The organism is Flagellimonas okinawensis (genome assembly GCF_029194005.1).
Lineage (GTDB): Bacteria > Bacteroidota > Bacteroidia > Flavobacteriales > Flavobacteriaceae > Flagellimonas > Flagellimonas okinawensis.
In genome coordinates this window covers 228,944-242,949 of the sequence record NZ_JARFVA010000003.1, presented here as the reverse complement: position 1 = coordinate 242,949, position 14,006 = coordinate 228,944, and the positions used below count along the sequence as shown (strand labels likewise).

Sequence of the window (14,006 nt, the reverse complement as noted above, 5' to 3'; positions counted from 1 at the left end):
CATCGCATATGGAAGGAGAATGGAACTTACTTATTGCAATCACAGTCGTGGGGGCCTTGCTTTCACTTGCACTTTACCGGTGGATACGTTTTGCCTTGGGAATCGGTTTGTTGTTCATGGTCTGCTTGGGCATATGTCTTTATGTTTTTGCAGGATTCCCTGGACCGCAGTTGATTTTGGGATTGGTCTGTCCACTGCTTTTAATCAATGTGGTAGGTTATGTCTTTGTGGCTAGGGAAGCTCTCCCCATCAAGCCCACTCCTTTTCTGGTGAATATACCATTGCAAAAAGGAAAACTCGTTTTGCAGAACATCCGTAGGGGCATCTCCATCATAGGGGCCGCAGGCAGTGGTAAAACGGAAAGTGTGGTCGCACCCCTGTTGGACCATTTTGTCCAAAACGGCTTTTCAGGGGTCATCCATGATTACAAGGATTTTGAACTTACGGAAATTGCCTACCCCTTGATTGATGCTGAAAAGGTGGACTTTTACCCCGTTGGTTTTGATCCCATCCATTACCGGGTCAATCCCATTGCTCCACGGTATATGGACTCGGAGGAAAGTGTCAACGAACTCTCCCGCGTATTGGTCGAAAACCTTTTGGAACAGAAGGAATCCGGTGCCACGGGCAGCGGTAAGTTTTTCACCGATGCCGTGGAGGGACTGTTGGGCGGGATGATCTGGAAACTGAAATCGGACTATCCTGACTATTGTACCCTGCCCCATCTGATGGCCCTTTACCAATATCTGGACATGGAAAGCTTGGAAGCCTTTCTCCGGGGCAACCATACGGCCAAGGCCATGGCCGATGCCTTTGTCAATGGCATCAAGTCGGAACGCCAGACCGCTGGGGTACGCAGTACGCTCTCTAATGCCCTGAAGAAAATCTCCACACAGCGCAACTTTTATGTGCTATCCGAGGATGAAGTGCCCCTCGATATCAAGGTACAAAAACGTCCCGTCATCGTGTCTGTGGTCAACAATCCCAAATATGAAACGGCCTATAGCCCTGCTATTGCCACGATCATACATACCCTGACTAAGCAGATGGCCATACGCAACGCCAAGCCATCCTTTCTCTTGATGGAGGAGGCACCAACCTTACGGCTATTGAACATGCACCGCATCCCAGCTACCTTGCGGAGCTATGATATTGCTACGGTATATGTGTTGCAGGACAAGGTACAGAACGATATCCTCTATGGGGACAAGGCCAGTAGAGCGATTCTGAGTAACCTATCCTACCAATTTTTTGGGAAGGTGAACGACCCGGAGACGGCCAAGTACTATGAGAGGTTTTTTGAACTCGTAAAGAAACCCACCACCAGCATCAATCGTAGCCATACCATTAATTTTGATACCCGTGTGACCACAGGTGAGCGGGAGGTGAGCAAAATAAGGGCCGATGTGTTCTTTCGGTTGCAACAAGGGGAGTTTATCGCCTTTGCTGATGGGAAGGAAAAAAAAGTGCAGTTCAAAAGGCCCCAGCTTCTGAAGGGGTTACCTAAACCACCTAAGAATATAGATTTGGAGGGGAACTTTTATCGCATCCATGCAGAGATCAGGGCCCTGTTCGGGAAATGATCATCTTAGTTGTACGATGAGATTTAGGATTCCTTCCTTTAGTTGTAAATTAAGGAATTTAGTTCAGGGTGGTAAATGAGCAATGATACTTTGCCATCTTAGTTGTCGGAAATATTATTTGCTTTTGCGCTCTACAATCAAACCACTCTCTGAAAAAGTGAATACCCGCTCTTCAAATATGGATTTCATGATCAACCAAACCTGATCGACCAACTTAAAGCTTAAGCTTTGACTGGCATCGATTTCTATTAATTGCCCTGTGAAGATGATTTCATTGATTTCTATAGTGGTCAAAGATTTTTTATTAAAAAGATTGGCGTTTGGAATTTCATAATGCTTGTTGATTATTTTTCCTTTTTTATTTTGGAGATTAACTTCATTGCGAAATTCGTTCACATATTTTAACAAAGGAATTTTGGTCTGGTTTTTTAATGTTATTATATAATTATAATAATCCCACTCATCCCTGATTTCAATACTTTGGTTGTTGCCGATGTCTATATTCAAAATTTGTGGCCGTGTTATACGTACTTTACTGTTCAGGTTTAGATCACCAATATGAATTTCTTTGGAATGTTCCTGAAAATCATTTTCTTGTGCTTCCCTTAGTTCAACAAGTCCAATATTATACTCACGTGCAAAATTTACAGCACCACTGGCAAAACCACTTTTTGATACGATGACACCTTTGTCGATTCGAGCATCTTTGATGGTGCTTACCAACTTCATCACGGTACCTTTGGTTACTTTATTCTTTAGACATTTGCATTCAATTGCGGTTCGAAACTGATGCACTCCATTGGATTGCTTTGTCAAAACGTCAATTTGATGAAAACTTCCTGATCTCCCCTCTACTTTGCAGGTTATGCCATAACCTTCAATAGTAACACCAAATTCTTTACCCAAGGTTTCATAGATGTATTTAGTTATAGCTTCGTATTCTTTCCAATCAAGACTATTTTCTCGCATTTATGGACATTTTTTTGTTGCTCAAACGTTAATGATATTCAAGGTTACGTTCTATGGATAAAAGGCAGCGGATTTACGCAACTACTTTTCAACTTACAAGATACTGTATTCAATAAAAAAAGCGGTTCGAGTTGACACCCAAACCGCTATTGCCTTTAACATCTATGTAAAAGCAGTTATTCTTCCTTTTTTCTTTCCATTATGACTTCTTTTAAGGCTGATGTCCCGTTTAAGGCGGATGGAAATCCTGCATAAACCGACATCAAGATCATAATTTCCGAAAGCTCCTCTTCAGATACTCCAACATTCAAAGCCGCGTTGATATGGACTTTTAATTGGGGCCTGGCATTTCCCATTGCCGTCATGGCGGCAACAACTGCGATTTCTTTTGTTCTGTTATCCAAAATTTCTCGGCTGTAAACATCGCCAAACGGATATTCAATGGTGTATTTTGCCAGGTCGGGCGAAATGTCTTTTAAACTTTCGATGACATTCACGCCTGCTTGCCCGTCTATTTCTTTAAGTTTTTCCCAACCTCTTTTAAATCGTTCTGTTTTTGTACTGTCCATTTTTGTCTGATTTTCTGATTGTCCATATCCACTTAGAGCAACGCACAAAGTGAAAATGATAATTGATGGATACTTCATTTTGTTTTTAGGCAAAACTAATGGGTAAGGGAAGTCCCATCACAGTATTTTTTCCAGGTTTTCAGGTACTTTTAAATTCAGTGGGCGAGAGGTTTGTTTTCTGCTTGAATATTCTTGAAAAATAGGAACTATCCTCAAATCCCAATCGAAAAGCAATTTCCTTTACCGATAAATCCGTAAAATATAGAAGTCGCTTGGCCTCTGTAATTTTCTTTTCCAAGATGATAGTTTTTGGACTTTGTCCGTAATTTTCCTTGCAGATTTGGTTGAGATTATCAACGGTCAAATTCAATCTTGAGGCATATTCATTGACAGAAATATTTTCACCAATAGTCTCTGATACTAATTTTGAAAATCTTAAAATGCCTTTTGATTTAATTCCTTTGTCTTGAGGATTTTCATTTGATAGCCTTTTAAGTTGAAGTAATAAAAATGAAATCCCGTGAATGATTGTTTTTTTGCCCAATTCGTCATTTTTCCCAGATTCATCGATAAGGTTTTCAAACAAAGGGGTTAAGAGTTTTGTGTTCTTATTGGATAAATCAATAAAGGGTTGGGTTGCAAAATCTGTTATTTCTTTTACTAGATGCCTGTCAAAAACGACGATGTATCCATTCGAGCTTTTTGAATAGGACCAATTATGTACTTGTTTTGGTCGCATCAAAAAAAGCCTATTGTGTTTGATCTCATATTCCTCAAAGTCGATGACATTGATTCCTGTGCTTTTCGTGAACCAAACAATGGAATAAAAATCGTGTCTATGTGGCCATTCTACTTTTGGGTCCTCTGTCCCTTCAAAAGTTCCAACGTAGAAAAACCTGTCTTTTGGATTGGATAGTATTATATCCGATATGGAGTATTCTTTCAGCAGAATTTTTGGTTTAATTACTAACAACGGCCAAGCGGTTGTCCCGTACTGGCCTGCATATCTAAAGGTACGATCAATCCGGCAATAGGCAAAGGTCATTACGGGCTTTTCCCCTTTTTTGTGCAACAGGCGCCAGTATTGCGCGTGTTTTTTTCGATTTATTCCATGGGTATTAAAGTTTCTGGCTCCTATTCCAATCATTCTTTCTTTTTGAACCCTGTAAAGTTGAATCCTTTCTTTTTCAGTCTATAAGTTAGGGTAGATTATATGTTCAATGATGAATGTCCCATTGGAGTCTGGGGCTTATTCGAGAAACAATCAACGCAACTTGAGGATAAGATTTCGGCTTCCATTGGCCTCCAAGACTTTTACTTGTAAGCGTTCCTCTGAATTCAGGGTGAACTTGGGATAGACCACCACAAAGCGGACCGAAGTGCCCGAACCGATTTGATTTGGCATTTGGAATTCAAACAAGGGAGCGATGGGCAATTCCTGATAAGAGGCTTTCCGTTTTGGAGTGCCCAATACTTTGGATAATTGAAACTTTCCAAGCGCATAGGGAATAGTGGAACGGTTCTTCAATTCATAAACTATATAGACATGGTCATCATGGTACACTTGGTCCATGAGTTTGACCCTTATTCCTTTTTGATGTTTGCTGTGGCGGGTGGATGATTTTTTGTGCAGCAATTGGGTACATAAAAGCGTATACCGCTCTTCTTTGATGGATGGTGTTTTCTGGATGGAATCATGTGTTGCGGAGCTATTGGACGAATGTTGAAAAGGGTTCTTCAGTTGTTGCTCCGGGGCTATGAAATAATGCAATTGGGAGAGGTCTTCCCGATAGGCGAGGATAAAGGAGTAAAGGTTGTCTGTGGTGGTCCGCACCAATAGATTGCTTTCTTGGCCTTTTTCTGCCTGCAGCAATCCCAAGTTGTCCGCTTGTTCCCTATTGAAACTGAAGGCATAGTTAGGGGAACCGATCATGCCCGTTTGGATGGGATCCGTAAAGGAAAGGGACACCACCTGATGGTCGTTGGCATAGATTGTGTCCAAGGTTTGACCTGGGGCTTGGATAGAGAAAAGGAGACATGAGATGATGGGGAAAAGGATATGATTTTTCATGGTTTTGCTTTTAATGTTACTGTTTTGGTTTTAGAAGCAGGCGATGACCATCCAAAACGGTCACTTTCTGCTTACGCTGGCTGCGTTGGAAAACACTCTTTAGACCCCTGACCTGGGGCAAACCGGCAATATTGATATCCTGTACCATATCGTCCATCACCTCTTGGGTGGCTTCCTCACGAAGGGAGTTCTCCAGATAGAGGCCCGCTATGCCATCCTGTAGGTCAAAGGCTTCCCATTGCAAGGGAACGTGGTCGATTTGGGAAATGTTCAGGATGGTCCGATTGGGACGGAAACGTACGGTGCCGAACAAAAGGGTGTATTTGGGGAAGCGATGTCCTTTGATTGTGGTAGGTTTCACCAGACGCAACCTAATGCGGCTGTTTTTACGCAAGACCTGTTTGCCGTCCACTTCGACCAAAATGCCTTTAGTGGTTTCACTTTCTAGAACCTTAGGATGGGAGGCAAAGAACAATTGGTGTTCAAGGGCCAGTTCGTTAACACTTATGGAGCTGTCCGGCAGCGGTTCTTCGATTTGGATTGGTTCGGTTTCCGGTTTGCTTGGCGAGGTTTCTTTCAAAGGTGGAACGGGTTCTCGATGTGTGGCCAAATTGCCCGTACTGTAGACACTATCGATAATACGCTGTTTCTCATATTCCATATAGTCCGGATTGAAATAGCCCTTGTCATCGACCATATGGTCGGGATAGACCTGGGGAGCGGTGGTCTCGCGCTCCTCCTTGAGGGCATCCAGGGCTTCCATCTTGGATTCATACACTTTTTGGTTTTCCTCCAGATCGGGCATCGGAATGCGGTCCGGTCTAAGGTCGGTTTTCTTGTCCTTACCAAAGGTGAAGATGGAGTAGGCCACGATAAAAAGGACCACCCCTATCAGGACCAATACAAATACAATCTTATTTTGCTGGGGTTTCATAGGCTTCTATTTTACGGATGGAGTTTTCAAAAAAATCAGTGATCAATAACCCATGGGAATTATGGGGGAAATTTCGGGCCACTTGGATGAGTTTGCCCGTAGTAACCAATTCATAGGTGTCGGTGACAGCACCTCGATTGATGCGAATCAGGGTCCGGGTCTGAAAGGCATAGGGTTCCTGGTCCATATCGATTCGGGAATCGATGCGTTCCACCTGTTGTACCAAGGAATATTGCAACAAACGGTTATAGAAGCCATCGGCCTTTTTTTGACGGTATACAGCATCCACGGAGGAGTTGCCCAACCAAAGGGCCTTTTCCATGTTCTTTTCATAGCTGTTGGCTTCCACGCCGTAGAAACAGTTATGGAACTGCTCTAAATGCGCGAGGGCCTCAACTTCCAAGTTTTCGCGTTGGGAAGCCAGTTGAAGGGGAATGACAGTTCCACTGGAACTCACCACAAAAGCCTTTTCCTGGCTTTCCCTGTGTATCTTGACAACCAGTGTGACTGATATGATACAGACCAACCCTGTCATGATGACCAAGGCCAAGACCACAAATCGGTTCAGCCGTAAAACCTGTTGGATGTTTTTAAAAGGTGTTTTCATTTTCATTATAGAATTGTTTATCCGGTGAACAAACGCAGTGTAAAACTTGTGGCCTTTCGGTACAGTTTGAATTTGAGCAACACGATAAATCCGATGGACCCCAGCTGGATGATCGGGGCAAAGAATTCACTGCCCCAATCCGAACCGAACAGGCTGCCCCAAAAGTTGGTGTTGATCTCAGTATAAAGGTTATTGACGAACACATTGACCAAAAAAAATGCGGGAACCAGCATATAGACCCCAGCATAGAGCTTGAAATAGGTGTAGGCTAGGTTTCGGAACTTTTCAAAAACAGACAGACTGATGACCAAAGGAAAAAAGGTCTGCATAATCCCCAATAGGAAATAGCGTTCGGCCAAGAAGATTGGATAGATAAAAATATCCAGCAGCCATAGGATGACCCCTATGATAAAGGCCAACATTTTTAGGCCGTACAAAGGAGTGACCAAGGCCTCATAGAGGATGGCCATGGCCTTTTTGGCGGCTTCCAAGGCACCCACATCCCGTTCCAGATCTACATCCTGTAGCTGTAAGGGGAGGAGTGCCGGAGCCGTGTCCCGGTATTGGGATTCGATGGCAACCAAAATACCATCGAATACCTCCAATACCTGTGTGGAAAAGATGGCCAAGAGGACAATTAAAATGTTCTTGGCCAAGTCCGTAGGGGTGAGGCCCCAGGTGTGGCCATCAGTGGTGGCTATGCCCTCGTTGTATTTTTTGAGGATGTTGATCAGAAAGAACAATACGGCCAAGGTTTTCATCCCAACAATGGTGTATTGGGAAAAATCACTGTCCTTGATGGTCTGGAAGACCGCATCCACATATTCCAATCCGATGCCTAAGAATATACCTGCCATCAGTAATTGGTTTCGCGGTTATTGATGATGTCCTGCATTTTCCGAAAGGAGATGATCTCCCTGTAGCGTTTAGTCTTGACCTCTAGTTCGGCCACCATTTCTTGGGATTGGACTTTCTTATCCATCAATATGGCAGTACGCTCAGCATCGGTCATCTTCAGAAAGTCGCTGGAAAGGATCTGGTTGACAAAGTCCAAATCATCAATGGCCGTATCCATGATTTGCTCAAAGGAGCGCGATACTTGTTCCACTTCCCCTGCCTTTATATAGGGGGAGTTCAATATCTCCCTGAGATCCGTCTGTACGGTACGGAAAAGAATCTCATTGTTCTTGGTCAGCTCCTGAAGGGCCTTCAATTGCTTGATGGCATTGTTGACCTTGACGATATTGTCCTTTTGTTCCTTTAAAAACTGTACGGTCTTCAACAGTTCGGCCGTCTGCTTGGCCGACTCCACCAACGACTTGGTCATACTGATAAAGTTCGTATTGTCATACACCGGCATCCCCTGGGCCGTGGCACGGCCGGGCAGGTATAGGGCCAATAGTAAGATCAGGGCCTTTTTACTGATGGACTGTTTCTTAATGGTTTTCATAGGATTGCTTTTTGTTGTGAATAAATGCTTTGATGGCCTGTTCCATATCCTGGGTCTTTTCATAGTGCTCCATGATCTCGATGCTTTCCTTTCCGTCAGTCAGGTAGGCTGCATATACTTCGGGCGGGACTTCCAATCGAAACACATTGCTTTCCTTTCCGATCTTGATAAAGATCTCGGTGTATTTCCGTTCCCCCACTAGATTATTGCGAATGGATTTGAGTTGGTTCAAATCATGGCTGGATAGGTTGAGTCGCTGTTGAAGTGCATCATATCCCTTTTCGTTCCGCAGACTGTAAATGACCTGGGTGTTTTCCAAAATGCTCGCGGACGTGGAATTATTGGGCAATTGGTTGATGGATTGCAGGATGATGCCGATGGCTCCGTTCTGTTTCCGGATGGCCTGGTAATAGAATTCCACACTCTCCAGGACGTTGGGGAATTTCAACTGCTTGGCAAACTCATCAAATAAAATGATGCCACGCTCGGAACGGTTTTGCCAGATGGTCCGTTGGATGGCGGACTTGATGAGCTTGAGCATCACGGACAGGATCTCCTTATTGTCCCTTACCTCGTCCAGTTCAAAGATGATCAGCCTTTTGTCCTCGATGGTATAGGTCTGATCGGCCCCTGTATTGAACAAGAAACTGTAAGGCCCGTCTTCCACATACTCAGAGAGGATATGTAAAAATTCATAGGTACTGAAGTGGGCTTCCTTGATCTGCAGTTCTTGGATAAGGGTATCCTTTCGGTCATCCACAAACTGGTACAGGGAAGTCAGGGAATGATTCTGTCTGACTTTTTTGTAATAAAGCAGCAACACCTTTTTAATGGCCACCTCTTGGGATTTGGAAGCATTGTTTTGGGCAAGGAGTTCCAAGAGAAAGACAGCAAGGTCTTCCAAACGCTCCGGGGACAGACCGGAATCATCAGAAATATAAAAGGGATTGATACCCAGATTCTTGCCCTGCTCGTAGCGCAGGATGATATGCTGTTCGGGATAGAGCTTGGCAAACTTGGCGTAGGAGCCGCCCAGATCGATAAGGACCAGCCGAACGCCCTGCTCAAAGTATTGTCGCAAAATATTGTTGGCGAGAAAGGATTTACCCTCACCTGTTGGGGCGAAAATGGCAAAGTTCCGGGCCTTGATGCGTTCCTTTTGTTCGTCCCATACATCCTTCAATACGGGGATGTTGTACTGACGGTCATTAAAGATGATCCCCGTGGCATCCGAGGTATAGTTGGTGTTGTTGATATAGAGGCATAGTGCATGCTTCAAATCTGTTACATACAGATCTTCGTTGGAGAAGTTGGTGGCATGACAGGGATGGGAATTCAGAAAGTAATGTTTGCGTTCCTCTCCATTGGGGTGGTAGGGTACAATATCCAACTCCTTAAATCCCGCCTTGATTTGGGACGCAATCCGTTTTACCTGTTCGGATTCCGAATGCCAGAAGATGATATTGAGATGTCCCCGGATGATGCGTGACGAATCATCGGTATTGATTTGGTCAAGAATATGCTGGACCTTTTTGAGGACCACCTTGTTTTGGGAACCGAAATTGGAACTTTTGCCCAGTTCCTCCACTTTCTTGTCCAGGAGCTTGCGCCATTTGTGCTTGTCATCCAAATAGAGGATGTGGTTGACGATATGGTTCTCGGTCAGGTTCAATCCCAATCCATCGAGAAAACCTTGGTGAAAGGTAAAATCGTCCGAGGTGAATTTTTCATTGGTCTTACTGCTCTGGACAGGTCCTCCAAAACAAGCTTCGTTGTTGACGGCAATGGCATCAAAGAAATGGTTGCCGATCTTGATTTGTTTTTTATCCAGTAGAACATCCGTGTCAAAACCAACATTGAAACCATTGTAATAATTGTTTGTATGGTTGAGAATGTTATCAGGTAACATTGGCATCAATGACACGTGCTGGCTGTTATTGATAAAGGACACCGCATCATTGACCGCAGTGATGAACTCCGCCACTTGTACATCTAGTTTTCGATGGAAGCCCTTTTCCGCTTTGCGAAAGGGGTTGACGTATTTGGAGGCATTCAGCGCTTTGTCCAAGGGCAGTACAAAAAACAGATAACTTTGATGGCTCAAGTGCTCCCTGCCCTGAAAATAGTCATGGGTTGCCTTTTCCAAAAAGGTGCGGTTAGGCAATTGTTCGGCATTATATCCCACTTTTTGGTAAATGTCCTGTTTATGGATGACAGTGCCTGTGGAAAGTGACTTGAATGCTTGAAACCACATGCTGTGCAGTTCCTCAAAATCTTGCTCGGACAGGGAATACACCTCGGGAAGGGTTACCCCATAGCACAGGACCACATTGCCATTGTTGGCAAAGACCAGATGGTTCTGGATATCCAGTATGGGATGATGGGAATTCAGGTTGATCTTATGCATAGGAAAGGGGACTTAATTTTTTGTTGCTGATGCAATAGGGGAAGACCTTTTGAACGGAAAGTAATTGCGGGTTTTTGGCCCACTGCGCCAATGCCCCGAACAATAGGGCATTGAACAACAGCAGGGCAACGATGACACCAAAACTGAATGAGAATATTATAATGAGCAGGGAACCGATGACCGATACCATCATCAAGGCAAACAAGGATATTGGCAGGCTCATAATCATGGCCTTCTTACGGATATTTCGATAGATTTCGTACTTTTTCATTTTACACCACGATTCCAATGAGATAGGTAAAGATTCCCACAACCGCCCCGGCGATCAGGACAAAGACCAATACCCGGGTAATGCCTTTTTTAAGATCGGCATTCTCGCCGAAGAAGTGTCCGGCATTGAACAGGAAACCTACTAAAAAGATGACACCAAGGATGATGGGAAAGATGGTTCGAATGGTATCGGAAATGTCATTGACGGAATTCTCAATGCCCCCGATCTGGGCCAAAATGGAACTGGAAACAAATAGAAATAGAATGGTGATGAAATTTGATTTTCGCATATCGTAAACGCTTAAAGATTAGACGATTGTTGATATGTGAAAAGTACAATAGAATCATATTCAAATGATTGATTTTCAATTATTTGTGAATAAAATTAAATTTAGTTTTGGATGTTGTTTGTTGATGCAGATTGGTGTTAAATTATATAAAAAAATGGAGTGGTTAAGTTTAAAAAGTTTAAACATCCAAAAAAACCTAATCTTTAAAAAATGATATTTGGTCATAGTTTTAACTAGAGTAATGTGATTTAATAAACATGGGATTTATTCAATTTACAATTAAATGTAAAAAGGAATCTTTACTAATACATAGTCACTAATTTACCATTCCTGTGGTATTAAGGCTTTAAAATCATTATTCCCCTCTGTTCCTCTCCATTCTTCCACTAGGTTGATGTATTCTGGGTCAATATCACTCCACATATCTTTTGGAACATGTTCCAAAAGAATAAGTTGAATTTCGTTTCCGGTGTTTTTCAAGAATTCAACACAAGCTTCAAAAATCTTTTTAGTGTCTTCTACATCTTTAGAGTTTTTTCGAAGTTTGTCGGTTTTAGAATTAAGGCTTTCTGGATAATAAACTTGGCTGGGTTGATCCAAAATAAGGAAAGAAGGTATGTAATTTACTTTGTTACTTTTTTTTAATTGCCAGAAAAACTCATGTAGTCCAAACATTGTTGCTAGATGATATCCCATATAGTTTGCTCCACTTCCAAGTCTTGCCAAGTAATATCTATTTTTTGTTTTAGTATCTTCAATTTTGATGTTTAAACTATTGTCTGGGTCAAGATGGACTAATCTATTCTCCTTTGACTCAATTGATAAGATTGCTACATATTTGCCAATTAGCTTTGTAAGCTTTTTCAAAGAAGATTCCTTATCAAACTTTTCATTCAATTTTTTCAATGATGTTTTTTTTGATGCGATATTACCGTTAAGTACTTCAATTTCTTTGTTTAACTCACTCGAAGGCTCAATTTTTTTCAAGTTTGATAGAGCGTGTTCGATTTTGCCAACATACTCAAAAGTTCTCTTTAAACTCTGTTCGGCCTCCTTTTCTTCCTTGAGCAATATATTGAGATTAGCATCTAATTGGGTTATCGAATTTTCATATTTCGAAATTTCTTGAGTCAAAGTTTTCTTTTCTTTTTCAAAGTCATAACTCAACGACTTGGCCTGATCAATAATCTCTCTATTTGCCTTTCGAACTTCATTAAGTGATAATAATTCATCCATTGCTTTGGTAGATTCTGAATCGCAAAATGGACAAAAATTTGTGCCGTTTTGTTCCAAAAACCACTCTACAGGTCTTAGTCTATTCTCTTTTTCCCTGATAACATCATCCAGATAATCATCTTTAGATTGCTCAAGTTGTTCTATTTTATTTAAATTATTTTTGGAAATATTTAAAGTTCGAATGAGGGAGTCCCTATTATTGATTAATTCATTAGTTTTTTCGTTGAACCTATTTGCCGAACCTTTTTTGTATAGTTCTCCTTTTTTTGAGGACATTAATATAGTATTTAGAGCAGTTCTTATTCTGCTTACAGATGCAGTTTGTATATCAATATCAGAGTTTGTTAGGCCCAAAGAAACTGCTTCAGAATAATATTTATAGACCTCACCTTGCCAGTTTTCATATTGCTCTTTTAAATTTTCAAGAGTGTTTACTAACTTAGTCTTTTGCCTCTCCAATTCTGAAATCTCATTTTCTAAAAGGATAATATCGTATGAACTATATCCTAAAATGAGAGGAAAAATAGTCTTGAGCTTTTGTAAATGTTCCCAAGAATCAGTTTTGTAGAACATCGTTGAGGGATTTGCTATGATATTCTGGGTTTGAAATTGAAATGCTGCGGTATCCCTAAAACTAGCTGATGTATTAAAGGGATTGTTTTGGTCCTCTACAGTATAATTTTTAAATCCTGCAAGCTCACTTAGTTGTTTCTTGACGAAAGCTATGCTTACTTTGTACTCTGACTTGTTTGCTAACCATTTGTTACTTCTCAAATCTAGGTTTTCGCCTTTCACGTTCTCCTTAAAGAAGTACATAGTAGATTTTGATAATTCATAATTTTCCCTTGCCAAAAAGTAAAATTCATCATTCAACTCCAGATATAGAGCATATACACTAACACTATCCCTTATTTTACCGACCGGTATGTTACATTCTCCACTGCCTAGACAATAATCTACAATATCAATTATTGCTGATTTTCCTCTCTGACTATAACCAGTTATAACATTTAGTTTTTTTGTATCAAAGGAAATAACTCTAGGTTTTTTCTCAATTGATTCAGGGTAGAGTATTATATTTTTAATCTTTAGTTGCATTAAAACCTGATATTAAGAGTAAGCTGGAGGTTCTTGTCTGTATTTTTGGCAAATATGTGACCTATTTTATAGGCGCTATCTTGAATCATCCTTACAATATTTTCACGACCTATTGTGCTGGGAATATTAATTTTTTCAGACATAAAACCGCGTAAAAGAACGGTAGTTTTATTTGTACTATCATAACCAAGTATTTTTTTACTATACAAAAGGTTGATGGCATCGAATGTTTGCCCTGACATTTTATTCGAACGCTCTTGAAGGCCTAGTACAGTCTCCTGGTCATTTGCGATAGCCGTATATATTTCATTGGACGATTTAAATGTATCACGGGACTTTCTGTGGTAAACTATTGGAAGAACATAGAATAAATATAGAAGACTAGGAAAATTGGACTTATTTTTCTTGTGCCTAGCAACTTTGTAATAACCTAAAACAAAACTGTGCAATGCCAAAGCACTAATTGCAGAATTTTGCAGTGTTGAATATAGATTAAATTCTTCTTCGTACTTTGATTTCATA

Annotated in this window: 14 protein-coding genes; 1 reads left to right on the top strand and 13 read right to left on the bottom strand. The window is 41.4% G+C overall.

Translation table 11 applies throughout. From position 1 onward, the window contains the following. Window positions 1–8 precede the first annotated feature (8 nt). A complete protein-coding gene (locus tag PY091_RS10625) occupies window positions 9–1,583 on the top strand; it encodes a type IV secretory system conjugative DNA transfer family protein (protein WP_275649645.1) in 1,575 nt (524 codons plus the stop codon). Window positions 1,584–1,697: 114 nt separating this feature from the next. Here PY091_RS10625 and PY091_RS10620 read toward each other — a convergent pair whose 3' ends face one another. From PY091_RS10620 to PY091_RS10560, 13 genes are all read right to left on the bottom strand, one after another. Next, window positions 1,698–2,552: a restriction endonuclease gene (locus PY091_RS10620; RefSeq protein WP_275649644.1), complete on the bottom strand. Its 855-nt coding sequence runs from the start codon at window positions 2,550–2,552 to the stop codon at window positions 1,698–1,700. Between the two features lie 176 nt (window positions 2,553–2,728). Further along, window positions 2,729–3,121 carry a carboxymuconolactone decarboxylase family protein gene (locus PY091_RS10615; RefSeq protein WP_275649643.1) on the bottom strand — a complete coding sequence of 131 codons (393 nt, stop codon included), beginning with the start codon at window positions 3,119–3,121 and terminating at the stop codon, window positions 2,729–2,731. Window positions 3,122–3,260: 139 nt separating this feature from the next. Next, a complete protein-coding gene (locus PY091_RS10610; protein ID WP_275649642.1) occupies window positions 3,261–4,268 on the bottom strand; it encodes an AraC family transcriptional regulator in 1,008 nt (335 codons plus the stop codon). Window positions 4,269–4,385: 117 nt separating this feature from the next. Next, window positions 4,386–5,192 (bottom strand): DUF4138 domain-containing protein, encoded by an 807-nt coding sequence (locus tag PY091_RS10605; protein WP_275649641.1) that lies wholly within the window; start codon window positions 5,190–5,192, stop codon window positions 4,386–4,388. Window positions 5,193–5,208: 16 nt separating this feature from the next. Continuing rightward, window positions 5,209–6,126, bottom strand: coding sequence for a conjugative transposon protein TraM (traM, locus tag PY091_RS10600; RefSeq protein ID WP_275649640.1), 918 nt, complete (start codon window positions 6,124–6,126; stop codon window positions 5,209–5,211). Beyond that, entirely contained in the window at window positions 6,107–6,733 is a 627-nt protein-coding gene (locus tag PY091_RS10595; RefSeq protein ID WP_275649907.1) for a conjugal transfer protein TraK, read from the bottom strand. The genes traM and PY091_RS10595 overlap by 20 nt, the downstream gene beginning before the upstream one ends. A gap of 17 nt (window positions 6,734–6,750) precedes the next feature. Further along, on the bottom strand, window positions 6,751–7,590 hold the full coding sequence (locus PY091_RS10590) for a hypothetical protein (protein ID WP_275649639.1): 840 nt from the start codon (window positions 7,588–7,590) through the stop codon (window positions 6,751–6,753). Further along, entirely contained in the window at window positions 7,590–8,183 is a 594-nt protein-coding gene (locus PY091_RS10585) for a conjugal transfer protein (protein WP_275649638.1), read from the bottom strand. Before PY091_RS10585 ends, PY091_RS10590 begins: the two co-directional genes overlap by 1 nt. Continuing rightward, complete coding sequence (locus PY091_RS10580; protein ID WP_275649637.1) at window positions 8,170–10,590, bottom strand: TraG family conjugative transposon ATPase; 2,421 nt, start codon at window positions 10,588–10,590, stop codon at window positions 8,170–8,172. Before PY091_RS10580 ends, PY091_RS10585 begins: the two co-directional genes overlap by 14 nt. Next, a complete protein-coding gene (locus PY091_RS10575; RefSeq protein WP_275649636.1) occupies window positions 10,583–10,861 on the bottom strand; it encodes a hypothetical protein in 279 nt (92 codons plus the stop codon). Before PY091_RS10575 ends, PY091_RS10580 begins: the two co-directional genes overlap by 8 nt. 1 nt (window position 10,862) lies before the next feature. Continuing rightward, window positions 10,863–11,150: a hypothetical protein gene (locus tag PY091_RS10570; protein WP_275649635.1), complete on the bottom strand. Its 288-nt coding sequence runs from the start codon at window positions 11,148–11,150 to the stop codon at window positions 10,863–10,865. 321 nt (window positions 11,151–11,471) lie between these two features. Beyond that, complete coding sequence (locus PY091_RS10565) at window positions 11,472–13,484, bottom strand: DUF3732 domain-containing protein (RefSeq protein ID WP_275649634.1); 2,013 nt, start codon at window positions 13,482–13,484, stop codon at window positions 11,472–11,474. Continuing rightward, window positions 13,484–14,005 carry a three component ABC system middle component gene (locus tag PY091_RS10560; RefSeq protein ID WP_275649633.1) on the bottom strand — a complete coding sequence of 174 codons (522 nt, stop codon included), beginning with the start codon at window positions 14,003–14,005 and terminating at the stop codon, window positions 13,484–13,486. The genes PY091_RS10565 and PY091_RS10560 overlap by 1 nt, the downstream gene beginning before the upstream one ends. Window position 14,006 lies beyond the last annotated feature (1 nt).